We start from the raw sequence: 25007 nt of genomic DNA on the forward strand, positions 1-25007 counted from the left end.
ATCGCACTAATATCGCACTAATTATCAATCGTGAAATGATAACTAAGGTTATTATTGCTTCCATCGAAGGCACACAGCCTTCTAAACAGACAAATTAAGGATTAAGACCATGAAAACTATCAAAGCAATGTCCATCGCCGCTGTCGCTGCTCTTTCACTGATGTCATTTGGCAGCTTTGCTCAGAGCATCTCCGTCACCTCTTCAACACTGGACGGTGCGGAAGCGAAAATCGCCGCTCAGGCAGCACAGCAGGGTGCGCAGTACAAAATTACCGAAGCGAACACCAATAACCGTGTTCACATGACCGCAGAACTGTACAAATAATGGATGGTCGTACAGGGAAGTGCCGGAAGAGGTCGCCGCAAGGCGGCCTTTTCCGTTTGTAAGCGGATAAAATAAAAAAACATAAACGTTGCTAAATTCATTTCGCTGTGTCTTAATGGCGCCCTCGGTTTGGAATACAGACCTTATGAAAGCAGTTTTAGTAAAGCAGTCCTCAGTTCAAGTGTTATCCGCAGATACCCTTCTTCATGAGCCTCCTCCTAAGTGCCAAATAAGTCACTCTCTCATTACAGGCCATTTCTGCCGCTCTTAGTGGCTCATAAATTTAAGGAAGTATCTATGTCTAATAAAATGACTGGTTTAGTAAAATGGTTTAACTCAGATAAAGGTTTTGGCTTTATCACTCCAGACGATGGCAGCAAAGATGTATTTGTACATTTCTCCGCTATCCAGAGTGACAGCTACAAAACCCTCGATGAAGGCCAGAAAGTCTCCTTCACCATCGAAAGTGGCGCTAAAGGCCCTGCGGCCGGAAACGTCACCGCGCTGTAAGCCGCGCTGATTATCAGTGGTACTTACAACAGCGATGAAGGCAATAGCCTGAGCAGCTAAGCTCTACTGATAATAAAATGAACCCGCCCAGTGCGGGTTTTTTTATTGCATTAATTTTGGACGACCACTCTCTTTCCTGTCTGGAAAAGGGACGGATCAGAGTTACTCATTGAATCAGCCTCGGCTGATGCATATTCCGACCCAATTCGATCACCAATTCCGGCGTAACCGACCACGCGCCGATTGATCACGGGACGGACAGAGCGAAGTGGTTCGCCAGTACATGAGCAATGTCGTTTTCCGCCAGCGTCTGTTTTTCCACGCCATCTGCAGTGACCGTCTTCAGCATATCGCCCAGCAGGATTAGCCGTCCCTCGGGACGGTGCTGCACGATCAGCAGTTTCTGTACAAAGATCGCATCGGGGTGGGTGGAGTTGAGATAGTTGGCCGGGACGAAATCGACCCATTCCTGGGGTGACAGATCAAAGCCGTATTGATTCGCCCATTCACCCTCCACCTTCGCCTGCAGCAGGTAGTTGCCATGCGCGTCACAGGTGAGTCGGAAAGTGTCGAAATCCTGCACGATATCGGTATCGAGCCTGTCTAAGGCCACCGGCGCGCGGATACCGTAGCTACCGAACCCAAGGTCGCAAAGCCACTGACGGCCATCGACTTCAGCAATTAACGCCATATGGGTCTTCGGTCGGCGCGCTGGGTAGAACATCGGCCGTGCCGCGATGAAACGGTAGGGAATACCTAACGCTTGCAGCGCCATGGCAAATAGCCCGTTGACCTCATAGCAGTAGCCACCCCGGCCATGATTCAGTAGCTTGTCGGCAATGTCTTCCGGCACCAGTGAGACGACTTTGCCGGCCTGCACATCCAGATTCTCAAATGGCACCGAAAAGAGTTGATGGCGCATGATGGCGTGCAACGTGGCAGTATCGGCAGCCGCATGCCCGGAATAGTTAATACGATGGAAATAGGTGGAAAGATCGAAATTGTCGCTATGCATAATGCCTCCCTGACTGGATGGTGTTCGACACTATAGATGGCACACCGCTTCGTCTGTATAGTCAGATTTATCGAAAATCAGACTGTACAGATCGTCATGTCCGTCCCATCCCTGCCGTCCTCTCATTACCGCCGGATCGCTGAAATGCTGCGGCTTACCCTTGCCTCAGGTGCGTTGCGACCCGGCGATCGAATGATCTCCGCTCGTAAACTGGCCGAACGCGAGCAGGTCAGCCTGCCAACGGCACTGGAAGCACTGCGTTGCCTTGAGGCGGAAGGCCTGATTGTCGCCCGACCGCGCTCAGGCTACTTCGTCAGCCGGAGCCTGGTCGGGCAGCCATCCCAGGCGTTGCCCGGCCCCGTGCCGGTGACAATGTCAGCCGTCGCGCGTTCACTGTTCAGCAGCGCAGAATCTCGTCTGGTGCCGCTCGGGGCAGCGCTGCCCGATCCCGCCTGGCTGCCGACAGATACCCTGCAGCGGGCGCTGCAGGCCGCAGGTCGTCGCCTGGAGGCGCGTGGGCAGAGTTACAGCCTGCCTCCGGGCAGAGCAGATCTGCGTAGTAAGATTGCTGCACGCGCTGCACAGTGGGGGGCCCGTTTTAGTTCGGATGATCTCGTCATCACTGCTGGCGCGACGCAGGCGCTGCGTCTGGCTCTCCGCGCCGTGTGCCAGCCGGGCGATGTGGTGGCGATCGAGCAGCCTGCCTACTTCGGTACGCTCCTGCTGCTGGAGGACTTAGGCCTGAAGGCACTGCAAATCCCCACGGATCCAGCCGAAGGTTTGTTGCTGGCACCGCTTGCTGAAGCCATTGAGTGCCACCGTCCCGCTGCCGTGCTGGCCTCGCCCACGGTGCAAAATCCGCTCGGTGCCAGCATGCCCGTGGCGCGTAAACGGGAACTTGTGGCCATGCTGGCACGGGCGGGCATCCCTTTCATTGAGGATGATGTGTATGGCGATCTGGCGGGCGAGGGGCAGCGTCCTCCGGCCTGTAAAGCATTCGACCTGAGCGGAAATGTTATCTACTGCAGTTCGTTGTCCAAAACCCTTGCGCCGGGCTGGCGCATCGGTTGGATTGCGGCTGGACGCTATCATGCACAGGTATTGCAGGCTCGCATGGCCGGAGACTGGGCAGGCGCGCCGCAGCTTGAAGCCGCGGCGAGTGAAGTACTGGCAAGTGGCGACTACGAACGACATCTGCGACGCCTGAAATTGCGGATCGCAGAGGGGGTGCAAGCCGTCATCACCAGTGTCGAGGCGAGCTTTCCGCCCGGCACACGAATTGCCATGCCAGCAGCCGGGTTCTTGTTGTGGGTAGAACTGCCGCACCCGATAGATGCGCTGGAGGTACATCGTCGCGCGCTGGCGCTGGGCATTGGTGTCAGCCCGGGCCCCCTGTTTTCTCCTGGCGCAGAATTGCAGAACTTTCTGCGATTAAACTGTGCGAACGAACCCACGGCCCAGTTGCTAAAGGCAGTGGAACAGATCGGCGCGCTGTGCCATGAACTGGCTGCTGAACTTTAGCTGCTACGCAATATCGCTCTTTCAGGGCGACTACCGCTGTCACCGGCATCGAACCGTGTTCCGGAAAAAAGTTCACCATCGCCATGTGTAGCGTTAAGTCGTTAAAGTAACTTGCATTGGGTGTGATTTTTCTTTGTAATGATTTACACACCTGATTAAGCGAGGAGAATACCGTGGGGGATTTTGAACGTATATTCGGAGCAGGGAAAAGCGTTGAATCTATGATTGATGGAATTAACCAGGACTATTTTCATGAAGCGCTGATAAATAATTCAAAGAGAACGTTTAAATCTTATAAAGAGGCAAGTGAATGGGCAAGGAAAAACCCAGGTAAAGTGATCATTAAATCTCAGTGGGGTGAGGGATATGAAGAAAAATGGCCATCTTCATCAGAGTGAGTCACACATCTTTAACCTGTTATTTTTTCTCAATGCTTAGAAAGGTGCCTGAATTCAACGGCTGTGTTCACATCCATCACTGTTATTTTATTCATTTTCTAACTCTTTATCCTTTCTCAGCATTTCTGCTATTTCCGCATCTCTTACTTTTTGATAGTGTTCCCTGGAATACTGAGGAGAAACCAGGTCCAGGTAAGCATGCTTTGTTAGCTCCTTATAAAGGGTTTGGTCCTGGTATATGCTGGCATCTATTATTTCGTTGTTGTATTTTCTAAATATTGCTGAAAGCAAATGAAAAATGTCATAGTATTCTTCTCCAATCATTAATAACACATCAAGCTGCGCAAGTTCTGCTTCGGTGGGTTTGATATAACTCATTTTTATCTTTCTGTTAAAATCAGTCAGATTTAGTAATGGATCAAGAAAGAATTTTTTCTTGTATTTATACTTAGTGATTTGTGTGAGTGTAAAGCCGACGGCGTAATAAATATTATTAAAACAGTGATCGATATGCTCACTTTCGAACTCTTTCCAAAAGAAATTACGAGAGGAGTAATAATCATGTAAAGCAGAGAAAAGAGTTTCTGAAATTTCTATTCTGCTGAAATATAATTCGTGTCTTTTTAGATCGGCCGCAGACACTTTACTTATATCTAACCTGTAAGATAAATGACTGGGGAAAAATTTTATGCTCATGTTAGCTTCCTTGTTTTTCATCATTCACGAAGACCAATCTATCATTGTTAGTCGAAGTGAGAATCTAATTCAAGCTGGAATTTAATTTTCGCGACAGTCTGAGTTTAGGCTTTCTTATGAATTGCTGGTCTTAGGGAAATTTAATACATACATAAGTTATGTTTTTATCGGGTTCTTGAGTTTTGAGTCAAAATTTTTATCAAGAGTGTTTATAGATTAAGGCCTGCTATCACCATCAATCAGAAGCAGGCATTATTTACAATACTCCTATATCTGCGCTGTCTCAGAAATCCTCAGTGTCCTGATTAACAGGTCATAGAACCGGTCAACCGCCTCAGCCCCCTTTGAAGCACGGCTTCTGAACACGGCCACCTCCATCGGTTCCAGCGGTCCCAGCCTGTGATCGCTGCCCAGAATATCCAGGTGAGGAGGGGCACTGCATTGCGTCAGCACTGCAACAGCTAATCCACTTTCCACTGCGGCGATCTGTCCGGCCAGGCTGGAGCTATGATAAACCACCTTATAGCGACGCCCCTGCAATGCCAGGGCGTTAATGGCACTACGCCTGGCGAGACTTTCACTTTCATAAACTGCAATCGGCAAGGGATCCCGTCGCCAGACTTCGAATTGTGGGCAACCGACCCACACTATCGGCTCGTAAAATAATAACGTCCCCTGATTGGGATATTCCCGGGAGACCAGTGCCAGATCCAGATCCCCACTCTCTACGCGAGGGATCAGTGAAGTTGATTGTTCGCAACTCAGCTCGATTTCCACTGAACCATGATGCAGGGCGAACTTTTTGAGCGCGGGAGTCAGGTATTTTGCTGCATAGTCGTCAGGTACGCCCAGCCGGATTCGGCCAGCAACCTCTTTCCCGCGAAATGCTGCTTGCGTTTGAGCATGCAGATCGAGCATGCGGCGTGCATATCCCAGCAATTTCTGCCCCTCTGCCGTGAGCTGTAATTGACGCGGTCCACGCATCAGTAGCTGGCAACCCAGCGCAGATTCCAGCTTTTTAAGTTGCATACTGACTGCCGACTGGGAGCGGTGAACTTCTGGTGCCGCAGCAGAAAGCGATCCTGCATCCACTACCGCAACAAAGCATTTAAGCCAGTCCACCTGAAGATCCTGAAATGTCATACCCGCCTCATCTATTCGGTATTCGAATAGTATAAACATGAATTATCCGTTTTTATCAACAAGGTTATCCCGGCATAGTCATGGCTGAAAGTGCATACAGACGAAGGATTAGGCGATGGTTAGCCCTCATAGCAGGATGTATCAACTGGACAGGACATTGGTCTGGTCTGGCTTCCGACAGCTTTTACCCGTATCAGTATTTGTCATGATCTTCGGTGCGGCGTTCGGTCTGGCGGCAACCCAGCAAGGTCTCAGCCATCAGACTGCTGCCACAATGAGCACGCTGGTTTTTGCCGGTTACGCCCAGTTTGCGGCGCTGGATCTATGGGGATCTCAGGTTCCGATCATCACACTGGCATTGACGGTTTTCGCCATCAATGCCCGACATCTTCTGATGGGAGCCACTTTATATCCGTGGCTGCGTGTATTACCGTCAGCTAAAAAATACGGCGTGATGCTGGTTGTTTCCGACGCTAATTGGGCGATGTCAATCCAGGCATTCAGCCGAGGTCAACCTGGCTTCGGTCTGTTGTTTGGTGGTGGCCTGGCGCTCTGGTCTTTTTGGGTACTCGGTACTTTACTCGGTCTTTATTTTGGCAATGCCGTTGGGGATGTTAAAAGCCTGGGGCTGGACATGGTCATGGGCTGTTTCCTGCTCGCGATGGTCTTTGAAGGCGAAAAGAACCTGAGGATACTTTTTATCTGGATAGTCGCAGCCATCTCATCACTGGTGGCTTACCGGTATCTGCCGGAAAACAGCCACGTCATTGTTGGCGCGCTGGCGGGTGGTATTGCTGGAATAACGTCAGGAGCGGCGAAAAATGAATATTGAAACCTCAGGAACAGGGGCGCTGATCATTATTCTGGTGATGGCATTGGTCACCCTGGTAACCCGTTGGGCGGGAGTTTACATTATGTCACTGGTGCCGATCGGTGACAGAATTAAGTTGTTCATCCAGGCCATGTCGGGTTCCGTACTGGTGGCCATCCTGACACCGATGGCGGTGACGGGGGATAATGGTGCACGCATGGCATTGCTGACTACCGCAGTGATGATGCTGTTGCTGAAAAAGCCTTTACCGGCGATCAGTTGCGGTATAATCGTGGCGGCTTTCATCAGGAGCTTTTAGTTATTCTCACACAATGGGGATCGAAGTGAATACTGTTCCACGCTCAATTGTTCTGATTCCTGGCTACATGCTGGATGAGACACTCTGGGATAAATTCAGGGAAAACCTGACGAAAGAATGGTCCGTTTTTAACGCGTCACTCAGCGGTGGAAAGACCATCAGGGAAATAGCCCATGCTCTTGCTGATCATCTTCCGCCCAAATTCGTCCTGGTGGGTTTCTCGTTAGGTGGATATATTGCCAGGCAGCTGGCAGCGGATTTTCCGCATCGGGTGGATGCATTAGTGATTATCGCCAGTTCCCTGCGTGAAGATACCGAACAACAGATGGAATCAAAGCAGCAAGCCATACAGGCGCTCTCGGCATCGACTTTCAAAGGACTGAGCCGTATATCGATCGCCAAATCACTACATCCGCGTAATGCATTGGATACAAAGCTGATTTCTCATATTAAACAGATGGGATGTCGTTTGGGTTACCAGGCGTTTGTCGATCAGTCATCACTACGCCGTACCGATGTTCCGGCCACAACAATCCGTTGTCCAACATTGGTTATTGCGAGTGCTAATGATGGTCTTCGCTCCATGGAGGAAGCGAGTGAATTAGTTGCAGCGATACCCAACGCCTCACTGCAGATTGTTGACGGAAGTGGGCACATGATCCCATTGGAACAACCTGAAGAGCTGGCTCAGACTATTATCCAATGGCTGATGGTGGCGGAATCACACCAGGAAGGTGATGTCATAAAATAAAACAGTTATGTGGAGAGTAAACCCCACATAACTGCCCGCAATAATTAAGACTGAAACGCAATTAAATCAGGAAGTCATCCAGTGATTTACCGCTGTCGATGGCAGCTTTAATCGGAGCGGGAGTACGTCCCTGACCAGTCCAGTTTTTTTCCTGGCCGTTCTCATCGGTATATTTGTACTTAGCAGGACGCGGTGCACGTTTGGCACGCGGTTTACCTGCGCCTTGCAGGGATCCCAGTAATTCATTGGGATCAATACCGTCTTCCAGCAGTAACTCACGATATTTAGCCAGCTTTTCTGCTTTCTCACGAACAGCAGCTTCCTCAGCATGGCTTTCTTCACGACGCTCAGCAACGACCACGCTGAATTTCTCAAGCATTTCTTCCAGATCAGCCAGAGCCAGTTCACGTGCCTGGGCGCGCAGTGTACGAATATTATTTAACGCTTTAAGTGACTCACTCATGGAGATCTCCAAAATCCGGGTTGTAAATTGAATAAAGATGGTTTTTTTAAAAAAATAGGATACAGCCGTAAACAGAGTATATACATACACTCCATTACTGAAAAGTAAAACATGAAGGTTAATAAAAAAGAAGTTAAATTGTGTCTTTTACACAGAACAATATTGCTTAACAACTGCGGTAACTTTGATCACCCAGCGATTTTTCAGACAAATATTAATGCCAGGGCACAAAAAAATATTTACTTTCGATATTTTCTATCATCCCGGCGAAGTGTGGTGCGCCAAAATCCAGGGATAACCGAACAGATAATACATGAGTGTAATTATTTCGTAAGAATGCCCCTGCGATCATGGAGACGCTGGATGCTGATGCTGAATAAGCAAGGGAAGATATTTTTCCAACGGGTTTACGGTATTCCTGAGTGGCATAGCGGTTATGCGGGTGAAAGCGTTTCTGACATTAACTCATCTCTTTATGCTTTTCTCATCATTCAATGAGAGAGCGACAAATGAACACATTATTTACCCCCATAACGGCTGGAAAACTGCGTCTTCAGCATCGTGTCGTCATGGCACCGGCAACGCGGATGCGCACCGATATTGGCGGCATCCCCGGTGATTTAATGGTTGAATATTACCGTCAGCGCGCCAGTCAGGGTGGGTTGTTGATTGCGGAAGCGACCGCAATTTCACCGTTCGCCAATGCCTATGCCGATGCGCCAGGCATCTTCAATGATGCTCAGTCCGTCGGATGGCAACGTGTGGTTGCTGCCGTTCATGCACAGGGTGGCCAGATTGTGCTGCAACTGTGGCATCCTGGGCGGCAGTCGTTGCCGGAGCTGTCAGAGGGACATCAACCCGTCGCACCCTCTGCATTGCTGGCACGCGATACTTACGGCGTGGGTAAAAATGAAGACGGTAGTTACGAGGGCAAATTGTTCCCTGAACCTCGTGCGCTGGATGAGCATGAAATCTACGAAATCATAGAAGAATTTCGTCTTGCCGCAATCAGGGCAAAATCTGCGGGTTTCGACGGTGTTGAACTCCATGCCGCAAACGGATACCTGCCCGAACAATTTCTTCTGGACGGCAGTAACCACCGTCAGGATGAGTGGGGCGGGAGCCGGCCAAACCGTGCACGCTTCCTGCTGGAAGCTGTTTCAGTGCTGACAGAGGTATGGGGAACGGGGCGGGTGGGGGTGCGCATTTCGCCCAGCGGTATTTATGGCGATATGCACGATACCGATCCGGCGGCAACTTTCAGTTATCTGGCCGGGAAGCTTAATGATGCGGGGCTGGCCTACCTGCATATCATCGAGCCACGAATTGTCGGGCCGGAAGATCGGGAAACGGGTGACTACGCTGAACCCATTGCCAGTCGTCAGCTACGGGAGTTTTATCACGGCATCATTATCGCAGCAGGTGGCTTCAAGCCTGAAGCCGCTGAAAAAATGCTGGATGCGGGTGAGGCTGATTTAATTGCGTTCGGCAGGTTGTTTACCTCGAACCCTGACCTGCCAGGGCGAATCAGGCATGGCTATCCGCTGGCACAGTATCAGCGCGATACGTTCTTTGGCGGTGACGCCCGGGGATATACTGATTTTCCAGCCTATGCGAGATAATGAATCAGGGCAGCCCTATGGCTGCCCTCATCTGTGAGCATTAAATCTGAGATACCCCTATCGAAGCGCCGCCATCGATATACAGCGTCTGTCCGGTAATAAACCCCGCCTCTTCTGATAACAGGAAATGAATAGCAGCAGCAATTTCATCAGGTTTCCCGAAGCGTTTCATTGGGACACTGGCGAGATAGCGTTGCTCGCCTTCACTGCCCGGCGCATTGCTGGCGCGAAACAGCTCTGTCTCCGTCGGGCCAGGTGCGACGGCATTCACCGTAATGCCCTGCGTGGCCAGTTCCAGCGCCCAGTTGCGGGTAAAGCTGACTAATGCCGCCTTGGCGGCAGCATATGACGTTCGCTGCGGCACGCCGAGTACCGTCAGGCTGGCAATATTGATAATCCTGCCCCAGCCGCGAGCCTGCATACCCGGCAAGGCAGCCTGAGCCGCCAGCAGCGCGGGATGCAAGTTAACCCTGAGTACCTCATCGAGTACGTCAGGTGTCACATCTGGCATCCACTGTGGGCGTACCAGCCCAACGTTATTGATGACGCCGTCGAGAGTAAACTCAGCACTTAAGTCGCGCAGTCTTAGCTGGACTGCCTGCGTATCGGCGAGATCAAGCGTGATGAAATGGCCGGGATAATCCCGCTCAGGGCTGTGACGGGCAATGCCAATCACGGTATGCCCTGCTGCGGCCAGGCGTTGAGATAATGCGTAACCGATACCTTTGCTGGCTCCGGTAATGAGAAACGTTCTTTGCGGATTCATATCTTCCTCCAATCGGCAAAACGACAAAAACCGGCGCAATGATTTGCGCCGGAGAAATAAAAGTGCCTGCAATTGCGATTAAGACGCAGACGCTGCCTGTAAAGCCACATCGGCGGCACTGATCCCTTCCAGCGCCAGACCGTAACCCGCCCCTTCATCAATGATGCGACGCAATTTCTGTGTCAGTGCGATGCGCGTATAACGGCTGGTCAGGGGTGGCAGGGCGGCAAGCGATTCTGCCAGCTGGTGGGCGCGTGTCAGTAAGGTGTCACGCGGCAGAACCTCATTCACGACGCCCCAGTCTTTTGCGGTTGCCGCGTCCAGTTCCTGACGTGTCAGCAGAAAATAGCGGCCACGCACGCTGCCTATCACTTCAGGCCACAACAGGTTGACGCCGTCTCCCGGCACAATGCCAAATTCGAAATGAGGTTTGTCCTGAAAGACGGTATCGGGTGTTGCCAGCACGATGTCAGAGAGCAGTACGTATTCTGAATGCAGACGAACCGGGCCGTTTAATGCCGCAATGACCGGCACTTCAATGTCCAGCAGATTCATCAGTACCTTTTTGCCTTCGCGATAGATTTTGTCGTAGCCACGAGGCGTGAAGAAATCGAACCCTTCCGGGCTGATATTTTCCATAAAAGCATCGCCTGCACCGGTCAGGATAACCACGCGGTTATCCGGGTCAGCACCGATCTGATGAAACAGTTCGACAAATTCTTCGTGCGTATGGCCGTTAAACAGCAAAGCGCCACCCTCCGTGTGAAACATCACTTCCAGTACACCGCTGTCTGAGCGGGTAAGGCGCGCATTGTTGAAGCTGTGACGGTAATTTTCGAAACGGGACATAGTCATTTTCCTTCCGGGTTATCAGGATTCGATTAAAGCGTTCAGTTTTGTGACAGCACGCATGACTGCGGGACGTGCAGATACGGTTTCAAACCAGCGGGTGAGATTGGGGAGTGCTTCGAGACTGACGCCAGCAAATTCACGTCGCCACAGCCACCCGTAATGAGCGATATCAGCGATGGTGTACTCATCACCAGCAAGCCAGGGGGTGTTAGCCAGCTGACGTTCCAGCAGGCTGCTGACCCTGATGGCTTCAGCGTTAAAGCGTTGCTGTGCCAGTGGCTGGGGTTCACTGGCAAGCCGGTTGAAGAATCCGGCCTGGCCGAATGCGGGACTGACTGCCGAGGCATGGAAAAAAAGCTGCTCGAAAACCCTGGCGCGGGGCAGTCCTGTTGAGGGAAGCAGGGCAGCGTGCTTCTCAGCCAGATAAACCAGAATGGCCGCTGACTCACTCAGCACCATATTGGTGTTGTGGTCGAACAGAACCGGCACTTTGCCGTTGGGATTCAGTTGCAGAAAGTCATGATGTTTTTGCGCACCCTGGCGAACGTTAACAGCGTGCAGTTCCCACGGCTGTTCAAGTTCTTCCAGCAGGATGGCGGGCTTAATGCTGTTGGGTGTGGCAAAGGCGTAAAGTTCGTACATTTTCTGGCTCCACATTTATCAGGCTAACCGGGGCTGTCAGTTCAGCCGCGTTGTCGTTGAAGTGGAGTATCTGCTATTGTCATGGGGTAATGGCAGATAGCCAAAAACCATAATTGCTATTCCTGGGAGGAATATCATGGATCGCTTTCAGGCGATGCAGATGTATGTTCAGGTTGTTGATGCTGGTTCGTTTTCGGCAGCGGCGCGCATACTCGATATTGGTCAGCCCGCAGTGTCGAAGACCATTGCTCAGCTGGAAAAGCATCTGGAAGTCCGTTTATTGCTGCGCACCACGCATGGGCTGACGCCAACCGAAGCGGGACAACGATTTTATGAGCGCGTCCGTATTGCTTTGCAGCAAGCGGAGGAAGCCGAGATGGCAGCGCGCGGCGCTGACAAGGGTCTTTCAGGCATACTGCGGGTTGCCGCCGCACCGACCTTTGCCCGGCTTCATGTCATTCCGCACCTGCCAGAATTTATGTCGCAGCATCCGCAGCTGAAAATCGATATCAAACTCGATGACCGCCCCATCGATTTGGTTGCTGAAGGCATAGATATTTGCCTGCGGATGGGAACCCTGCAGGACTCGGGGGCAGTGGCACGAAAACTGGCGACCTCGCAGCGTTCGGTACTGGCCACAAAGGGATATTTAAGCCGTTACGGTTACCCGAAACATCCGAGCGAACTTAGCCAGCATGAGGCGCTGGTTTTCAGCCAGCTGAATGATACATGGCAGTTCAGCCGGGGAAACGAGGTGGAGAATGTGGTGTTAAAAGGGCGGCTTCATCTCAGCGCAGCGGAAGGGGTCCGGGCGGCAGTGCTGGCGCATATGGGGCTAACCGTTGCGTCAGACTGGATGTTTTCTCAGGAAATCGCCGACGGCACCGTCGAGCGTCTGGTCAGCGACTGGACGTTGCCAGACATTGACCTGTGGGCAGTTTTTCCTGGCGGACGTATGGCCACAGCCAAAGCCCGCCAGTTTGCGGCGTTTGTTGAAACCGCCGTGCAGGCGAATGGGAAATAAGTTTGGGTGTGCCAAGTGACCTTGCCGCGGGAATTCGCCAGTCGGCCTGAAATTCGTTATCATCCGCTCCCACTCTCCAGCCGGGCAGCCTGATGTCTGAAATTGTTGATACCTTTATTGCCCCGCCGTGCCATGACCAGATTGAGTGTCTCTATCAGGACGATCATCTGGTACTGATCAATAAACCCGCCGGGCTGCTCAGCCTCTCGGGTAAAAATCCGCGAAATCTCGATTCAGTTCACCATCGGCTGGTACAGATCTTCCCCGGCTGTACGCTGGTGCACCGCCTTGATTTCGGTACTTCCGGGCTGATGGTCATCGCCCGCAACAAGGCGATTAATGCTGCCCTGTGTCAACAGTTTACCCAGCGTACAGTGACCAAAGTTTACACCGCACTGCTTTGTGGACATCTGAAAGACAACGAAGGGGTGATAGACGCAGCGATTGCGAAGGATCCGGCTCTGTTCCCGCTGATGTTGATTTGCGCAGTCCACGGCAAACCCGCTCGCTCCGGCTATCGGGTGGTGGAGCGCTTTTATCATGAGCTGGAAGATGGGACGTTGCTGCCAGTAACGCGGGTACAGCTAACCCCGGAAACCGGACGTACTCATCAACTCCGTATTCACTGCCAGCAGCTGGGACACCCGATTTTGGGCTGCGATCTGTATGGTGGTCGTCTGTTGCCTGGCACCGAACAGATACCGCGTCTGATGCTGCATGCCAGTGAGTTGCATTTTGTTCATCCCATCAGCGCAGAAAGCATCGCAGCTCGCTGCGCCAGCCCGTTCTGAAAGTGTCTGAAGTAGCGGTTCATTACCACATCAAATCATCGGGCACTTTAAAATCAGCATAGGGATCATCTTCATCCTGCTCTTCCTGACTCAGCGCACTATTTAAGACAATACTGTTCGCATCTCGCTGCGAAATTTTATCGGCGACGCTGGCGGGGATAATAGCGTATTCACTTTCACCATTGTTATCCATAACCACACGAGCAATGGCGAGACGACCACTAATCAATTGAGATTGCGTCAGTTTATCCACAAATATTTTCTTAATTAAGTTATTATCTGTGAAGTTAAAACCAATATCACCTTTTGAAATTTCGATTTTATTCATTTCAATCAGCTGTTTCACCTGAGCTTTATACTCTTTAGACAGAACCTCTTGCTTACGTTGTTCGCTCAGCTTTCGGTCATGCTCAAGTTGTGCTTTTTTATTTTCTTCTACCGCCTCCCTGGCCTCACGAGCCTGAATTCGTGACTTTTTAGCCGTTTTCTGGACTTTGGCCATTTTTTTGCTGGTCACCAATCCTGCTTTTAACATCTGCTCTTGTAAGGTAAGTTTTGTCATCTTCGTATCTAAACCGGTTGGATATTTGGTGAAATTATACATGTTATTGGTATGAATCTGGAGGGCATATCATCGGTGGATGTGGCCTGATAGTACATAAAGCAGGGTTTGATGGTATGTATTATCCGTCGAGGAAGGATAAGCGTTATCAGGCCGGATCCTGTGAGCCAAAAAGCTTTGCCAGACGGTGCAGCTCTGCCATCACCATCGGGTCGGGATTGCTTCAGCTATGGTGAAAGGTTTACCGTTTGAGGGATAACCGTCAAGTATCGTATTACGCTCTTCTATAAAGATAGCCTTGCCGCCAGCGCGATGACTGGCAGCCGCTTATATCACTCAGGACGAGACTTTGCCGCGTGGATCGTCGATATGCTGTTTTGCCACGTCATAGCGGATGCCTTCCCGATGCAGGATACGCACATTTTTGACCACCGTCGCCAGCGCCTTGAGGAAGGTGGCGGAGTGTTCATGGCGTTCATAGGCTTCAATGTCGGCCCAGCCTTCTGATAAATGGAAGGCGTCAGGATTCACTAAATCCTGCGAAAAGGCATAAAACACACAGCCTGGCAGTTGCTGTGCCGCCTGCATTTCCGGCTTAACCGCATCGATAAATGTCTGACGATCATCCGGATGTACGCGGTAGTACGCACTGACGATGATTTCAGTCGGTTGCGTTTTGTCATGATCGCCAGCAGATGAGATACGTGCGTCGGTAGTTTGCTGATTCATTTCATGCTCCTGATGATTTTTATGATCGATGTAAAGGGTGACTTAGCCCTGTTCGCCGGAAAACGCGCGCCAGGCGGCCAGCGTGTCCAGTGATTCACGCAGCAGTTTTATCTTGCCGTCTTCTGCCACCAGGCGACCGGCATAAGTCTGTTTATAGACGCGGTCAGTGCCGGCAATGCCCGCTTCGACACTGTATTCACCGAACGCCTGCGTCGGCGTATCAATCAGGAATTGAATATTGCGGAAAGTAAAATCCGGGACCTTGCTCAGCAGGCCGGCAATAAAGGCCTCAATTTCCTGCGGTCCCTGCACACGATGCGGCAGACCGAGTGTCTGGAGATAAGGTAATTCCAGCACGCCGTCAGCGGCGAAAAGGGAAGCGGCGGTGTGAGGGTTCTGGATGCTGTCGAGATAATTTTGCAGTAGCTGCACGGCTGTTTTCATGATGCGTTTACTCCTGAAGTTGTCATGGTCCGCACCCGTTCGGCGGTGTGAAATCACGATAATCAACTTCAGGTGTTAGCAAAATAGCAAAGAATGAAACCCATCATTTCATTTATGCAATGATGGGTTAACTCTATCAGCCGCGCCAGCGCCAGTCTGGTTCACTCAGATGCCGGGCAAAGAAGTCAGAGATCACTCTGACCTTGAGTGGGCGACTGCGCGAGGTCGGGGTGACGAAATACAGGCCGCCCTGGGTCATGGTCCATTCCTCCAGTAAACGCACCAGACGACCATCGCGCAGATACTCAGTCGCGATAAATTCCGGTAGTTCAGAGATCCCCAGCCCTGCAAGTAACGGTGGGAGGAGCGCATCGGAATTCGTCACGCGCAAGGGGCCGTTTGGCACAATGTCTTCCTGTAAACCCGTGGTGTGGGTGAAACGCCATACCTGACTACGCGCGCGATAGGCATAACTGAAACATTGCCGTGTGGAAAGCTCCCGGGGATGAGCGGGCGCACCGTGCTCAGCAAGATAACCGGGTGTCGCGACCAGGTACTGCGTCACTGCGCATAAGCGTCGTGCCACCAGCGAGGAATCTGGCAGTGCCGCAATACGCAATGCCGCATCGAAGCCTTCGGCGATCAGATCAACCGATGCATCGGAAAGATGCAAATCCACACTCAGCTCCGGGAACTGACGCATCAGTTCAGGCATGAGCGGCGCAACCCAGCGCAGGCCAAAGGACATCGGCACGGCGAGACGCACCTGTCCGCGTGGCTGAACGGAAAGCTCATGAGCCTCACTCTCAACTTCTTCCGCCTGGCGATACATCTCCGATGCTTTCGCCGACATGCTCTGGCCAAACTCCGTCAGCGCGAGCTGGCGGGAGGTACGGTTAAACAGCCTGCCACCCAGACGCTCCTCAAGACGGGCCACGGCACGTGACACCGTGGGGACAGATACGCCCATCACGCGCGCTGCTGCGGCGAACGAACCTTCTTCCGCCACCTTGGCAAACATCGCGAGTCCTTCAAAGTCGGGAAATTTGTTCATTTCAAATCTGCAATGATGAGTTTCAAACCATTCTATTTTGAAGCGTTCAATTCGTCGATATGCTTTTTCCATCGCGACAACAACCGCTGTCGTTCATGACTAACCACTGGAAAAAGGAATACACACATGACAATCAACCGCATCGCTTCAACGCTTTTCGCTTCCACGCTGTTACTGGGCATGGCCAGTGCATCCGCTCCGGCATTCAGCGCGTCTGCATCACCGGTGGTGAGCATTTCGGGTGTGGATCATGCCGGCATCAACGTGCCGGACATTGGCAAAGCAATCGCGTTCTTCCAGACCACTTTTGGGGCGCAGCTGGAATCAGACATTACCCCCGGAGCGATTCCCGATGCCTGGAAAGCCGCATTTAACTGGCACCAGTCCAGCGAGTTAAAACGTTTTGTGATGATGCGTTTGCCGGATGGCACCGGTGTGGAGCTTTTCCAGTACAGCGGTGAGCAGATCAATCATCAGCATCCCCATGAAGACGACGCTGCCGCCACCCATATTGCGCTGAGAACGCCGGATGTCCTGTCCAGCTATCAGGCCATCAAAAAGGCGGGGCTGAAGACGCTGAACGAACCGGTGACCAATGCCGACGGCACCCAATGGTTTTATTTCCTGACGCCCTGGGGTTCGCAGATTGAACTGGTCGGCAAGGTGAAAAAAGGCAACTGATACCCACCGGTGCGGCAATGCAAAGCCGCGCCTGTTCTGGAGAATCCTATGAAAACGTTAATTACCACTGGTTTCCTGCTGAGCGTATTGCTGGCCGGAACCAATATCTCATTCGCGGAGAACACCACTATGAACATCAGCACCACTGAGGTTATGCCATCAGGTCTGCAACAGTTAATCGATCGCCATTTTGCCATCTGGAACAATACCGATGCCGTTGAACGGGCTAAAGGATTTGCCGATGTCTACACGTCAGACTTTTTCGTTGCCGATTACGATGGTCTGTTTGAAGGCACTGAACGGGTCACCGCCGCGATTAACAGAGTGCAGTCGCAGCATCCTGGTTTTATTTTTACCCCGGCACCGGTGGAGTGGAACCACGGTGTTGCCCGGGTCACATGGGGCTATGGCCCGAAAGAGAATCCGTATCTGGTGCGCGGCGAGGATGTTTTGACCGTCAGCAACGGAAAACTGTCGAGCGCCCGTGTGTTTCTTAATAAATGATGTCAGTAGCTGGCGGGTAACGTTATCTGCCAGCGAGTTATTGTGCAGTCATCCGGTTAGCTTAAGGGCTTATTTCAAATGGACCGGTGTAATCAAAAAAGCCGTTACGGCAATCCAGAATGACAGTTGCCGAGTATTTGCCTTTTTCACCGAGCACCAGAAGTTCGCCTGACCAACTGTTCCCGGCGAAGGAGGGATGGGTAAAAAACGCCACCTTTGACAACCCAATCGCTTTCAGGCTGTCATCTTTTGCTGCCATGCGAAACCATGACTGAATAAATTCGTTTTTTATCTGCTCAGTATCAAAATTGGGACAGGCTTGCTGAAACTCTTCACTGGCAGGGAAAATGCGGCCAAAAGCCATCATGAGAAAAAGGGTTGAAAGCGTCAGAATAACGCCGATTAATACCATTAATAAGCTGTAAGCGATTTTTCTAATCATTCACGGATCTCCCTGTGTGAATACACTCTTATCAACTCTGCATCGAATTGCAAGGTGAGTATTCTGGCAGGGAGCGGTGGACGATCACCACCGCTTTATTGTCTTACCTGACGAAATCACTCAGCCATTTCAGACCGGCAACCGTCTCAGTTGCAGGGCGGTATTCACAACCCACCCAGCCCTCGTAGTTAAGCTCTGTCAGCGCATTGAAAATAAAAGACCAGTTAAGCTCTCCTGTACCCGGCTCATTGCGACCAGGGGAGTCAGCAACCTGCACATGTCGGATATGAGGGAAAAATTCCCGCATACGCGCGGTGACATCGCCTTCACTGCGTTGCACATGGTAAACGTCAAATAACAACCCTACGTTTGCTGCGCCGACATCGCGGATAACCGAATATGATTGGCCCTGTGTCCTGAGGATAAAACCAGTAATGTCATTCGGGTTCACCGCTTCCAGAACAAGAGTGACATTATCGGCCTGTGCAGCCGCCCAGCGCACATTTTTAACCAGCGTAGTGTACGCGGCATCAAAGCTGACATCCGGCTGGCGAATTCCGGCCTGCAGATGAATCATGCGGCAATCCATACCGTTGGCGTACTCCAGCGACTTCAGGAAGTCACTTCTGAACGCATCGATACTGTCAGGGTGACACGCCTGACCAGAAGCCTTAACGGTACCTGGCTTTCCGGTTGGCGTATTGATCAGCAACTGCCGCAGGCCGCTGTTGTTGAGTAAATCTCTGAACAACGCGACAGGGCGATCATAAGGCCAGGCAAATTCAGCCGCTTTGAAACCCGCAGCCGCAGCGGCATCATAGCGCTGCTCAATAGGTAACTCGGTGAAAAGCCATTTCAGGTTGGCACTGAACTTCAGTGGAGTGGTCATTTCGCCTCCTTATTTACCCTGCAACGTGGTTACGGCTTTGGAAAAGAAGTCGGCAGAGCCGAAATTCCCCGATTTGAGCGCCAGCGCCAGAGGTTTTTCGCCGGGAGATAACAGGGCAGGTACGCCAGTATCAATCTCGTTACCGATTTTAAGCTCCCCAAGATGCAATGCACTGACCACCGCTCCCGATGTTTCACCTCCGCCCACCACCAGCCTGCGAATGCCGCTGTCGACGAGGCTCTTCGCCGTGGTACCAAACAACGCATCGAGTGTGGATGAGACCTGCTCGCGGCCATACGTATTCTGAGCACGGGTCACATCAGCCTTGTCACCTGAGGTGAACACCAGCGGCGATTTACCCTGGTGGGTTTGAATAAAATCGACTAATTGTGCGGCGTTCACTTTCCCCGTCATCACGTCATCCACGCTAACCATCATCACAGGATGTGATTTGGCATGCTCTGAGATCTGCCGCAGGGTGGTACTGGAACAACTGCCCACCAGAATGGCTTCCGGACCCTCAATATGGGGCACATCACTTTGTGAGCCGGAAGCCAGACCCCGGGCGATAAAATTATGCGGCAAACCCATGGCGATACCTGATCCACCGGTAAGCAGGCGCGAGTCAGCACTGACTTTGGCGATGGTAATCAGATCCTCATCGTTAAGCGCATCAATGACGGTCAGCGTATCGCCATTGGCGGCAGATTGATTCAGCGCCTCACGCAACGCCTCCGCTCCTTTATGTACCGTTTGCCAGGCAATAAACCCCGGTGTGCGGGTGGATTGTTGTTTCAGCACGCGGCGAATATCGGCATCTTTCATCGGCGTCAGCGGGTGATGCTCCATACCAGACTCATTCAGCAGACGATCATGGACAAACAAATGTCCCTGATACACCGTCCGGCCCATGGCAGGGAAAGAGGGGCAGACAGGCACCGCTTTTTCACCCAGCAAGGCCGCCAGCGCGTCAGCCACCGGCCCAATGTTGCCATCGGCAGTTGAGTCGAAGGTCGAACAGTATTTAAACACGATTTGCTGGCAGCCCTGGGCCAGTAACCAGCGACAGGCCGCCAGTGACAGTGCAACGGCCTCGGCTGCCGGAACGGAACGGCTTTTAAGTGCAATCACGCCTGCTTCCACATCCGGGGAAGCTGCCTGTTGCGGGGTGGTCAGATAAAGCGTCGTTTTGAGGCCACCTTCACCCGTGATGCCTTTTGATAAGGTCACGGCAATGTCGCTCGCCCCGGTAAAATCGTCAGCAATAACACCTATCAGCATGATGATCCTCCTGCCTGCGCCTGAATTTGCGATTTCATCAGATTGACTGCGGCGTCAGGGGCGCTCAGAACCGGAATCGACACCTTTTCTTTTACTGCTGACATCGCACGGGAGGTGGAGAAATGCGCCAGCATGATGACATCACAATCTGCCAGTTCATGGGCACGCGCCGCAATCAGGCGATTGTGGGTGTCGGCATCGCCTTGACGTAAAAGATCGATAGCCTCTTCGACCACAATCGTTTGCAGCGTGGCGTCGCTGCCACTCCCGGCGACGAATTCATTAAACTCTTCGGTCATGGTGATCACCGCAGGCGCGAAGGTCGCCAGCATACCAATGCGTTTTCCCTGCTGCAGTGCGGCACGGAACATCGCTTCATTCGGTTTCAGCACCGGAATGGGCAGCTCCGCGGCCATTTGATCAATCGCAGGGCCAAAGGCGGAGCAGGTCACCAGAATCCCGGCAGCCCCCAGACTGAAGCCATAGTGACCAAAGCGCACAAACCGGTCGATCATGTTGGCAGAGAGGTCGGTCTCGCGGGCACGGTCAATGGTCAGGCCATCGTCGAGCAGGTTAACCAGTTCCGCTTCGGGCCAGAGGGCGTTGAAGCTTTGATGAATCGGTTGCATGGCGACAGGTGTGGCATGCAACAGGACAACTCGTTCGGACATAAAATCACCACTCGTATAGGGATGCGCTACGGCAATCGTTAGCGACACATCAGGCCGTTGCTGGCATAAGCCGAACGACATTGTTCCGTGAGCAAATAATGGATAAACGACTGTGCACTGGCCCAGTCAACACAATCATTCATCACTGCAATTGTGAATGGCGTCAGATGCTGAAGTTCATCCGGGAAACCACCGACAATGGTGATGCCCTCCACGGTCATCAGTTCGCTCATTTGCTGGACAGCAAGATCCGCCTCGCCTGTCAGCAATTTTTCCCCGGTAAAACCCTGGGCGATTTTCGTCGCCTTAGGCTCCACCTGCTCCATCACGCCCTGTTCGGCCATAATTTTTTGCAGATAGATGCCACTTGCGCCACCAAGGGAGTAAGCGACGGAGCGTGCCTGGACCAGCGCATCAAGAAAGCCTTGTTTCGTGGCAATGTCGGGTGGTGTCTGTCCTGCGGGTACGGCGACGCCGAAATAAGCTGTGGCCAGTTTGAAACAGTTCTCTGGTTTGACTAACCCGCTCCGGACCATGCCAGCAATGGCATCATCGGTCGCGATAACCACATCGGCATGAAGTCCCTCGGAGAGTTTCTGCTCAATAATGGTGGTGGGACTCCACTCAAAGCTGAGATCGGACTGATGTTCAAAGCCTGCCAAAACTCCCCGGTCAAAGGGGGCGCGCACCGCCAGGGTGCTAAAAACTTTCAGTGTCTTAGCCTGGGTTTCAGCGTGATTCATTGATAGCTCCAGAAAGTTAAAATTTGAGAGAAGCGCGTTACCACTGGCAGTCAAACGTATCGAACAGTTCCTGCATGGCGGCGGCATTCAGGGCGTCGGGTTTAGGGTTGCTCATCAGCCAGAGTTTTGCCGTTTCTTCCAACTCTTCGAGGATTTCCGCCGCTTTGGTGACGCTGGGTCCCCAAATCACCGGTCCGAGACGTTCCAGCATGATCCCTTTGACTGTGGCGGCCAGCTGACCGGCCTGTACCGCAACTGCAGGTGAACCCGGACGGCAATAGTTGATGAGCGGAATCTTGCCCACCTTCATGACCTGATACGGCGTAATAGGCGGCAGAATCGCTTCCTGGCTCCATACCTCACCCAGCGTCATCGCCACAAGATGCGTTGAATGGGTATGAACGATGCCGTGCACGGCATCGTTGTTGGCATAAATGGTGCGATGCAGCGTTAAGGTCTTAGAGGGCTTACCACCATTAACCCATTCCCCCTCAGCGCTCACTTTGGCAATCATGTCGGGTTCCAGTGCACCGAGGCAGATGTCGGTCGGCGTAATGAGCCAGCCGTCATCCAGACGGGCGCTGATATTCCCTGAACTTCCGACGGTAAAACCACGCTGATACAGGCTACGTCCTGTCTGGCATATTTCTTCACGAATGGTGATTTCATGAGACATCTTTATACCTTCCCGATTTAATTTGCGTGCTTTGTTGCGCTATGCGATGGGCGCTGTGAGGTGTTCTCGCCCGCATCTGATGCCACTAAACCCAGCGGTTCAATTTTTCCCACGATGAAGATGTAAGAGAGCGCGCCAATCAGACAGATAATGCCGGTCGCGACCAGTGGGACTTCATAAGAACCGTTGTTCATCGACAACATGATCCCGGTGAATGAGGAGCTGATAATGCCTGCCAGATTACCGGCGAAGTTTTGAATACCGCCGATGGTGCCAACATACTCACTGCCTGGCGCGACATCCGCAGGCAGCGACCAGACGACGGCGGCCGAAAAGGCGATGCTGGCGTAAGAAATTGAAAGCAGCGTAATGATCAGAGGGATACTGTCGGTGTATGTCGCCAGGCTAATGACTGACGAGAGCAGCAGTCCCAGAACCAGGCATGATTTACGGGCGAATGTCAGGCTGAAACCTTTACGGAACAACCAGTCAGACAGGTAGCCACCTAACATACTTGCCGGAATCCCCACCAGCGGAGGGATCATCCCCAGCGTACCCAGTTGTTTCAGAGAGAATCCCTGGCTGGCCATCAGATAGGACGGAAACCAGGTCAGGAAGAAACTGAGGGCAATATTCAGGCAAAAGAACGACAGCATCATGCCCCACATGGTGCGGTAGCGGAACAGGAACAACCACTCCTTCTTACCACTGCTTTTGGCTTTTGCCGGGCCACGATCCGCGATCAGATTGTCTCGCTCGACGGCGTTGAGTCCTTCTTTCAGTTCCGGTGTGCGGTAAATAATATACCAGGCGATGGCCCAGACAATGCCCAGCACGCCCGTGACAATAAAGGACATTTCCCAGTTCCAGGTACTGATGATCCAGGCAACCAGTGGCAACGCCAGCGCGGAACCGGCTCTCGGACCGGCATTAAAAATCCCGCTGGCGGTGGCACGGTCCTTTTTCGGGAACCATGAGTAAACGACTTTGGCACAACCTGGGTGACCACCGGCCTCGCCAATGCCGAGCAACATACGCAAGCCCATCATCGAAATCAGCCCACGACCACAGGCAGTCAGCACGGTGAAGACAGACCACCAGGCGACAGCAATGGTCAGGCCCAGGCGTTCACCGAATTTGTCCAGCAAACGTCCGGCAGGGATTTGCATCAGGGCATAGGTCCAGAAAAATGCCCCCATGATAAAGCCCATACTGACATCATCTAACCCCAGGTCATGTTTGATATGCGGGGTGGCGACGGAGAGGTTAACGCGGTCAATATAATTGATAGCCATGGCAATAAAGCACATGATTATCATAAACCATCTGATCTTAGGGTAGTTACGCATTATAGTTTTCCTGTTGGCTAACGTTTTTTCAGCACGAAAAACCCTGCTGTCTGTATTCTGAAATACAGGCAGTGCTGTTTGATTTTATTAATTAGATATCAACCAATTTCAGCTCTACATTCTGGTTTTTGATTTTTCCCTGCGCTTCCAGAGGAAGATAAGAATCGGTGATAATGGTATCCATCTTGTTTAACGGACAAATGGAATATAATCCGTATTTCCCATACTTACTGCTATCTGCGACGAGGATTTTCTTTCTTGAGACTTCAATAACTGCCTGTTTAACTATCGCTTTCTCTTCATAAGGGGTTGAAATTCCTCTTTCAGCATCCCACGAGCTTGAACTGATGAAGGCAATATCGACATTCAGCGTCTTAATAAAGTTGGCCGCACTGATTCCGACGGATGAAAAATTTCGTTTATCGACCAGGCCGCCAGTATGGAAAAGATTTATTTGCGCCTTATTCATTAAATACTGGCTGATGGAAAAATCATTGGTAATGATAGTGGTATTGAATTTTTCCCCAAGGTATTTAGCCAGTTCGAACGTGGTTGTCCCTGCATCTACGTAGATAACCAATCCATCATCGACCAATTCCGCAGCGGCTTTGCCAATAATCTGCTTTGAGCGGTGATGAATAAGTGCCTTATCGCTATAGCGCATTTCATGACGCAGCACGTCATTCAGCTTGATGCCACCACTGACGCTAACGACCTTGCCTTCATGTTCCAGCAGCTGGATATCCCGTCGTATGGTCATATGCGAAACGTTCATCAGATCCGCCAGCGCATTGATGGATGCGGTCCGGTTCTCATAGACATAACGGTAGATAAAGTCCTGCCTTTCACTCGGGATCATGCTGTCACCTTAACTAAACTATCGATATCAATGACATCATGCTCGTGTTCACTGAATGAGTACATTCTCTCCCACATTAATTCACATATGAATGACCTGCATCACATAACCGGCAGCGCACGAAATGAGTTAATTGTTTGAAAGATAATAAATTTGTCGATTAACATCGTTCACATGATTTTGTGAAAAATGTGATGATGTGGAAAATACTGGTGTGAGTTGTGAAAATAAGGCTGGCGGGTTTAATCGGTTCTTTTCAACATAATGACGGCTATTAATCACGGCAACTCAAAACAGCCCCCCGTTCACAGCACTCATCGCAGCTGGGGGAGCGGCAAATCAATTCACCTTCGGCATGCAGGCAACGCTGGCGATAGAAGAATTTTTTCCAGCGCATATTGTTATGATTCATCGCCACCATTGGGGAAAACAGTCGGCCATCAGCTGACGCAGCTCCGCCCTGGAGCTCAGTCC

Annotated in this window: 32 protein-coding genes and 1 pseudogene; 13 read left to right on the top strand and 20 right to left on the bottom strand. The window is 51.7% G+C overall.

Going from position 1 to position 25007, the window contains the following annotated elements; translation table 11 throughout:
* Positions 1 to 109 precede the first annotated feature (109 nt).
* Together CUN67_RS25230 and cspE are read left to right on the top strand one after the other, a co-directional pair.
* Positions 110 to 325, top strand: coding sequence for a YdgH/BhsA/McbA-like domain containing protein (locus CUN67_RS25230; protein ID WP_084878987.1), 216 nt, complete (start codon positions 110 to 112; stop codon positions 323 to 325).
* 297 nt (positions 326 to 622) lie between these two features.
* Positions 623 to 835, top strand: a complete 213-nt coding sequence (gene cspE / locus CUN67_RS25235; protein WP_016495754.1) for a transcription antiterminator/RNA stability regulator CspE — start codon at positions 623 to 625, stop codon at positions 833 to 835.
* A gap of 247 nt (positions 836 to 1082) precedes the next feature.
* Here cspE and CUN67_RS25240 read toward each other — a convergent pair whose 3' ends face one another.
* Entirely contained in the window at positions 1083 to 1850 is a 768-nt protein-coding gene (locus tag CUN67_RS25240) for an arylamine N-acetyltransferase family protein (RefSeq protein WP_208718220.1), read from the bottom strand.
* Positions 1851 to 1886: 36 nt separating this feature from the next.
* Here CUN67_RS25240 and CUN67_RS25245 point away from each other — a divergent pair, with 36 nt between their 5' ends.
* The gene (locus tag CUN67_RS25245; protein ID WP_208718221.1) at positions 1887 to 3371 is read left to right on the top strand and encodes a PLP-dependent aminotransferase family protein; all 1485 of its coding nucleotides are present in this window, start codon (positions 1887 to 1889) and stop codon (positions 3369 to 3371) included.
* Positions 3372 to 3544: 173 nt separating this feature from the next.
* Positions 3545 to 3769, top strand: coding sequence for a hypothetical protein (locus CUN67_RS25250; protein ID WP_208718222.1), 225 nt, complete (start codon positions 3545 to 3547; stop codon positions 3767 to 3769).
* An 87-nt stretch (positions 3770 to 3856) separates the two neighbouring features.
* Here CUN67_RS25250 and CUN67_RS25255 read toward each other — a convergent pair whose 3' ends face one another.
* Together CUN67_RS25255 and CUN67_RS25260 are read right to left on the bottom strand one after the other, a co-directional pair.
* Positions 3857 to 4465, bottom strand: a complete 609-nt coding sequence (locus tag CUN67_RS25255) for a hypothetical protein (RefSeq protein ID WP_208718223.1) — start codon at positions 4463 to 4465, stop codon at positions 3857 to 3859.
* A 267-nt stretch (positions 4466 to 4732) separates the two neighbouring features.
* Complete coding sequence (locus CUN67_RS25260) at positions 4733 to 5608, bottom strand: LysR family transcriptional regulator (protein ID WP_208718224.1); 876 nt, start codon at positions 5606 to 5608, stop codon at positions 4733 to 4735.
* A 136-nt stretch (positions 5609 to 5744) separates the two neighbouring features.
* On the opposite strand from CUN67_RS25260, the gene CUN67_RS25265 reads away from it, so the two are divergent.
* Genes CUN67_RS25265 through CUN67_RS25275 form a run of 3 tightly spaced genes read left to right on the top strand, consistent with a single transcriptional unit; the run spans position 5745 to position 7489 of the window.
* A complete protein-coding gene (locus CUN67_RS25265; RefSeq protein WP_254711481.1) occupies positions 5745 to 6440 on the top strand; it encodes an AzlC family ABC transporter permease in 696 nt (231 codons plus the stop codon).
* The gene (locus CUN67_RS25270) at positions 6430 to 6738 is read left to right on the top strand and encodes an AzlD family protein (RefSeq protein ID WP_208718226.1); all 309 of its coding nucleotides are present in this window, start codon (positions 6430 to 6432) and stop codon (positions 6736 to 6738) included. Before CUN67_RS25265 ends, CUN67_RS25270 begins: the two co-directional genes overlap by 11 nt.
* A 25-nt stretch (positions 6739 to 6763) precedes the next feature.
* Positions 6764 to 7489, top strand: a complete 726-nt coding sequence (locus CUN67_RS25275) for an alpha/beta fold hydrolase (protein ID WP_208718227.1) — start codon at positions 6764 to 6766, stop codon at positions 7487 to 7489.
* A gap of 61 nt (positions 7490 to 7550) precedes the next feature.
* On the opposite strand, the gene CUN67_RS25280 is transcribed toward CUN67_RS25275, so the two are convergent.
* Positions 7551 to 7952, bottom strand: a complete 402-nt coding sequence (locus CUN67_RS25280; protein ID WP_208718228.1) for an H-NS family histone-like protein — start codon at positions 7950 to 7952, stop codon at positions 7551 to 7553.
* A 363-nt stretch (positions 7953 to 8315) separates the two neighbouring features.
* On the opposite strand from CUN67_RS25280, the gene CUN67_RS30610 reads away from it, so the two are divergent.
* The gene (locus tag CUN67_RS30610; protein WP_302882771.1) at positions 8316 to 8450 is read left to right on the top strand and encodes a hypothetical protein; all 135 of its coding nucleotides are present in this window, start codon (positions 8316 to 8318) and stop codon (positions 8448 to 8450) included.
* A gap of 11 nt (positions 8451 to 8461) precedes the next feature.
* Positions 8462 to 9574 carry an alkene reductase gene (locus CUN67_RS25285; RefSeq protein ID WP_208718229.1) on the top strand — a complete coding sequence of 371 codons (1113 nt, stop codon included), beginning with the start codon at positions 8462 to 8464 and terminating at the stop codon, positions 9572 to 9574.
* Between the two features lie 40 nt (positions 9575 to 9614).
* Here the strand turns inward: CUN67_RS25285 and CUN67_RS25290 are convergent, their stop codons facing one another.
* The 3 genes from CUN67_RS25290 to CUN67_RS25300 all read right to left on the bottom strand — a co-directional run bounded on the left by CUN67_RS25290 (position 9615) and on the right by CUN67_RS25300 (position 11834).
* Positions 9615 to 10340 (bottom strand): SDR family oxidoreductase, encoded by a 726-nt coding sequence (locus CUN67_RS25290; RefSeq protein ID WP_208718230.1) that lies wholly within the window; start codon positions 10338 to 10340, stop codon positions 9615 to 9617.
* 78 nt (positions 10341 to 10418) lie between these two features.
* Complete coding sequence (locus CUN67_RS25295; RefSeq protein WP_208718231.1) at positions 10419 to 11189, bottom strand: enoyl-CoA hydratase/isomerase family protein; 771 nt, start codon at positions 11187 to 11189, stop codon at positions 10419 to 10421.
* A 21-nt stretch (positions 11190 to 11210) separates the two neighbouring features.
* On the bottom strand, positions 11211 to 11834 hold the full coding sequence (locus CUN67_RS25300) for a glutathione S-transferase family protein (protein WP_208718232.1): 624 nt from the start codon (positions 11832 to 11834) through the stop codon (positions 11211 to 11213).
* A 136-nt stretch (positions 11835 to 11970) separates the two neighbouring features.
* Between CUN67_RS25300 and CUN67_RS25305 the strand changes: the two genes are divergently transcribed.
* Both CUN67_RS25305 and CUN67_RS25310 read left to right on the top strand, forming a co-directional pair.
* Positions 11971 to 12858 carry a LysR family transcriptional regulator gene (locus CUN67_RS25305; RefSeq protein ID WP_208718233.1) on the top strand — a complete coding sequence of 296 codons (888 nt, stop codon included), beginning with the start codon at positions 11971 to 11973 and terminating at the stop codon, positions 12856 to 12858.
* A gap of 92 nt (positions 12859 to 12950) precedes the next feature.
* The gene (locus tag CUN67_RS25310) at positions 12951 to 13649 is read left to right on the top strand and encodes an RluA family pseudouridine synthase (protein WP_208718234.1); all 699 of its coding nucleotides are present in this window, start codon (positions 12951 to 12953) and stop codon (positions 13647 to 13649) included.
* Positions 13650 to 13671: 22 nt separating this feature from the next.
* On the opposite strand, the gene CUN67_RS25315 is transcribed toward CUN67_RS25310, so the two are convergent.
* The 4 genes from CUN67_RS25315 to CUN67_RS25330 form a co-directional block, all read right to left on the bottom strand.
* Complete coding sequence (locus tag CUN67_RS25315) at positions 13672 to 14211, bottom strand: DUF2058 domain-containing protein (RefSeq protein ID WP_208718235.1); 540 nt, start codon at positions 14209 to 14211, stop codon at positions 13672 to 13674.
* Between the two features lie 336 nt (positions 14212 to 14547).
* On the bottom strand, positions 14548 to 14940 hold the full coding sequence (locus CUN67_RS25320; RefSeq protein WP_208718236.1) for a putative quinol monooxygenase: 393 nt from the start codon (positions 14938 to 14940) through the stop codon (positions 14548 to 14550).
* A gap of 42 nt (positions 14941 to 14982) precedes the next feature.
* On the bottom strand, positions 14983 to 15384 hold the full coding sequence (locus CUN67_RS25325) for a nuclear transport factor 2 family protein (RefSeq protein ID WP_208718237.1): 402 nt from the start codon (positions 15382 to 15384) through the stop codon (positions 14983 to 14985).
* Between the two features lie 136 nt (positions 15385 to 15520).
* A complete protein-coding gene (locus CUN67_RS25330; RefSeq protein WP_208718238.1) occupies positions 15521 to 16438 on the bottom strand; it encodes a LysR family transcriptional regulator in 918 nt (305 codons plus the stop codon).
* A gap of 126 nt (positions 16439 to 16564) precedes the next feature.
* Between CUN67_RS25330 and CUN67_RS25335 the strand changes: the two genes are divergently transcribed.
* Together CUN67_RS25335 and CUN67_RS25340 are read left to right on the top strand one after the other, a co-directional pair.
* Positions 16565 to 17119, top strand: coding sequence for a VOC family protein (locus CUN67_RS25335; protein WP_208718239.1), 555 nt, complete (start codon positions 16565 to 16567; stop codon positions 17117 to 17119).
* A gap of 48 nt (positions 17120 to 17167) precedes the next feature.
* Entirely contained in the window at positions 17168 to 17623 is a 456-nt protein-coding gene (locus tag CUN67_RS25340) for a nuclear transport factor 2 family protein (RefSeq protein ID WP_208718240.1), read from the top strand.
* A 61-nt stretch (positions 17624 to 17684) separates the two neighbouring features.
* On the opposite strand, the gene CUN67_RS25345 is transcribed toward CUN67_RS25340, so the two are convergent.
* The 9 genes and pseudogenes from CUN67_RS25345 to CUN67_RS25385 form a co-directional block, all read right to left on the bottom strand.
* Positions 17685 to 18065, bottom strand: a complete 381-nt coding sequence (locus CUN67_RS25345) for a hypothetical protein (RefSeq protein WP_208718241.1) — start codon at positions 18063 to 18065, stop codon at positions 17685 to 17687.
* A gap of 103 nt (positions 18066 to 18168) precedes the next feature.
* A complete protein-coding gene (locus CUN67_RS25350; protein ID WP_208718242.1) occupies positions 18169 to 18954 on the bottom strand; it encodes a hydroxypyruvate isomerase family protein in 786 nt (261 codons plus the stop codon).
* 9 nt (positions 18955 to 18963) lie between these two features.
* Positions 18964 to 20235, bottom strand: a complete 1272-nt coding sequence (gene otnK, locus CUN67_RS25355) for a 3-oxo-tetronate kinase (RefSeq protein ID WP_208718243.1) — start codon at positions 20233 to 20235, stop codon at positions 18964 to 18966.
* Positions 20229 to 20906 carry an aspartate/glutamate racemase family protein gene (locus CUN67_RS25360; RefSeq protein ID WP_208718244.1) on the bottom strand — a complete coding sequence of 226 codons (678 nt, stop codon included), beginning with the start codon at positions 20904 to 20906 and terminating at the stop codon, positions 20229 to 20231. Before CUN67_RS25360 ends, otnK begins: the two co-directional genes overlap by 7 nt.
* A gap of 38 nt (positions 20907 to 20944) precedes the next feature.
* Complete coding sequence (locus tag CUN67_RS25365; RefSeq protein WP_208718245.1) at positions 20945 to 21649, bottom strand: molybdate ABC transporter substrate-binding protein; 705 nt, start codon at positions 21647 to 21649, stop codon at positions 20945 to 20947.
* A 37-nt stretch (positions 21650 to 21686) separates the two neighbouring features.
* On the bottom strand, positions 21687 to 22325 hold the full coding sequence (otnC, locus tag CUN67_RS25370) for a 3-oxo-tetronate 4-phosphate decarboxylase (protein ID WP_208718246.1): 639 nt from the start codon (positions 22323 to 22325) through the stop codon (positions 21687 to 21689).
* Between the two features lie 17 nt (positions 22326 to 22342).
* A complete protein-coding gene (locus tag CUN67_RS25375; RefSeq protein ID WP_208718247.1) occupies positions 22343 to 23674 on the bottom strand; it encodes an MFS transporter in 1332 nt (443 codons plus the stop codon).
* 91 nt (positions 23675 to 23765) lie between these two features.
* On the bottom strand, positions 23766 to 24533 hold the full coding sequence (locus CUN67_RS25380) for a DeoR/GlpR family DNA-binding transcription regulator (RefSeq protein ID WP_208718248.1): 768 nt from the start codon (positions 24531 to 24533) through the stop codon (positions 23766 to 23768).
* A gap of 274 nt (positions 24534 to 24807) precedes the next feature.
* A pseudogene (locus CUN67_RS25385) lies at positions 24808 to 25007 on the bottom strand (nitrogen fixation protein NifQ); the annotation flags it as partial.

Source organism: Pantoea cypripedii, from assembly GCF_011395035.1.
Classification (GTDB): domain Bacteria; phylum Pseudomonadota; class Gammaproteobacteria; order Enterobacterales; family Enterobacteriaceae; genus Pantoea; species Pantoea cypripedii_A.

Excerpts from the sequence above, each read along its gene's own strand:
- CUN67_RS25365 (WP_208718245.1), bottom strand. The coding sequence starts at position 21,649 with ATGAATCACGCTGAAACCCAGGCTAAGACACTGAAAGTTTTTAGCACC.
- CUN67_RS25295 (WP_208718231.1), bottom strand. The coding sequence starts at position 11,189 with ATGTCCCGTTTCGAAAATTACCGTCACAGCTTCAACAATGCGCGCCTT.
- CUN67_RS25325 (WP_208718237.1), bottom strand. The coding sequence starts at position 15,384 with ATGAAAACAGCCGTGCAGCTACTGCAAAATTATCTCGACAGCATCCAG.
- CUN67_RS25300 (WP_208718232.1), bottom strand. The coding sequence starts at position 11,834 with ATGTACGAACTTTACGCCTTTGCCACACCCAACAGCATTAAGCCCGCC.
- CUN67_RS30610 (WP_302882771.1), top strand. The coding sequence starts at position 8,316 with ATGCTGATGCTGAATAAGCAAGGGAAGATATTTTTCCAACGGGTTTAC.
- CUN67_RS25290 (WP_208718230.1), bottom strand. The coding sequence starts at position 10,340 with ATGAATCCGCAAAGAACGTTTCTCATTACCGGAGCCAGCAAAGGTATC.
- CUN67_RS25270 (WP_208718226.1), top strand. The coding sequence starts at position 6,430 with ATGAATATTGAAACCTCAGGAACAGGGGCGCTGATCATTATTCTGGTG.
- CUN67_RS25375 (WP_208718247.1), bottom strand. The coding sequence starts at position 23,674 with ATGCGTAACTACCCTAAGATCAGATGGTTTATGATAATCATGTGCTTT.
- CUN67_RS25265 (WP_254711481.1), top strand. The coding sequence starts at position 5,745 with ATGTATCAACTGGACAGGACATTGGTCTGGTCTGGCTTCCGACAGCTT.
- cspE (WP_016495754.1), top strand. The coding sequence starts at position 623 with ATGTCTAATAAAATGACTGGTTTAGTAAAATGGTTTAACTCAGATAAA.
- CUN67_RS25360 (WP_208718244.1), bottom strand. The coding sequence starts at position 20,906 with ATGTCCGAACGAGTTGTCCTGTTGCATGCCACACCTGTCGCCATGCAA.
- CUN67_RS25255 (WP_208718223.1), bottom strand. The coding sequence starts at position 4,465 with ATGAGCATAAAATTTTTCCCCAGTCATTTATCTTACAGGTTAGATATA.
- CUN67_RS25380 (WP_208718248.1), bottom strand. The coding sequence starts at position 24,533 with ATGATCCCGAGTGAAAGGCAGGACTTTATCTACCGTTATGTCTATGAG.
- CUN67_RS25305 (WP_208718233.1), top strand. The coding sequence starts at position 11,971 with ATGGATCGCTTTCAGGCGATGCAGATGTATGTTCAGGTTGTTGATGCT.
- CUN67_RS25320 (WP_208718236.1), bottom strand. The coding sequence starts at position 14,940 with ATGAATCAGCAAACTACCGACGCACGTATCTCATCTGCTGGCGATCAT.
- otnC (WP_208718246.1), bottom strand. The coding sequence starts at position 22,325 with ATGTCTCATGAAATCACCATTCGTGAAGAAATATGCCAGACAGGACGT.
- CUN67_RS25245 (WP_208718221.1), top strand. The coding sequence starts at position 1,887 with ATGGCACACCGCTTCGTCTGTATAGTCAGATTTATCGAAAATCAGACT.
- CUN67_RS25310 (WP_208718234.1), top strand. The coding sequence starts at position 12,951 with ATGTCTGAAATTGTTGATACCTTTATTGCCCCGCCGTGCCATGACCAG.
- CUN67_RS25240 (WP_208718220.1), bottom strand. The coding sequence starts at position 1,850 with ATGCATAGCGACAATTTCGATCTTTCCACCTATTTCCATCGTATTAAC.
- CUN67_RS25315 (WP_208718235.1), bottom strand. The coding sequence starts at position 14,211 with ATGACAAAACTTACCTTACAAGAGCAGATGTTAAAAGCAGGATTGGTG.
- CUN67_RS25340 (WP_208718240.1), top strand. The coding sequence starts at position 17,168 with ATGAAAACGTTAATTACCACTGGTTTCCTGCTGAGCGTATTGCTGGCC.
- CUN67_RS25330 (WP_208718238.1), bottom strand. The coding sequence starts at position 16,438 with ATGAACAAATTTCCCGACTTTGAAGGACTCGCGATGTTTGCCAAGGTG.
- CUN67_RS25345 (WP_208718241.1), bottom strand. The coding sequence starts at position 18,065 with ATGATTAGAAAAATCGCTTACAGCTTATTAATGGTATTAATCGGCGTT.
- CUN67_RS25335 (WP_208718239.1), top strand. The coding sequence starts at position 16,565 with ATGACAATCAACCGCATCGCTTCAACGCTTTTCGCTTCCACGCTGTTA.
- CUN67_RS25280 (WP_208718228.1), bottom strand. The coding sequence starts at position 7,952 with ATGAGTGAGTCACTTAAAGCGTTAAATAATATTCGTACACTGCGCGCC.
- CUN67_RS25230 (WP_084878987.1), top strand. The coding sequence starts at position 110 with ATGAAAACTATCAAAGCAATGTCCATCGCCGCTGTCGCTGCTCTTTCA.
- CUN67_RS25350 (WP_208718242.1), bottom strand. The coding sequence starts at position 18,954 with ATGACCACTCCACTGAAGTTCAGTGCCAACCTGAAATGGCTTTTCACC.
- CUN67_RS25285 (WP_208718229.1), top strand. The coding sequence starts at position 8,462 with ATGAACACATTATTTACCCCCATAACGGCTGGAAAACTGCGTCTTCAG.
- CUN67_RS25260 (WP_208718224.1), bottom strand. The coding sequence starts at position 5,608 with ATGACATTTCAGGATCTTCAGGTGGACTGGCTTAAATGCTTTGTTGCG.
- otnK (WP_208718243.1), bottom strand. The coding sequence starts at position 20,235 with ATGCTGATAGGTGTTATTGCTGACGATTTTACCGGGGCGAGCGACATT.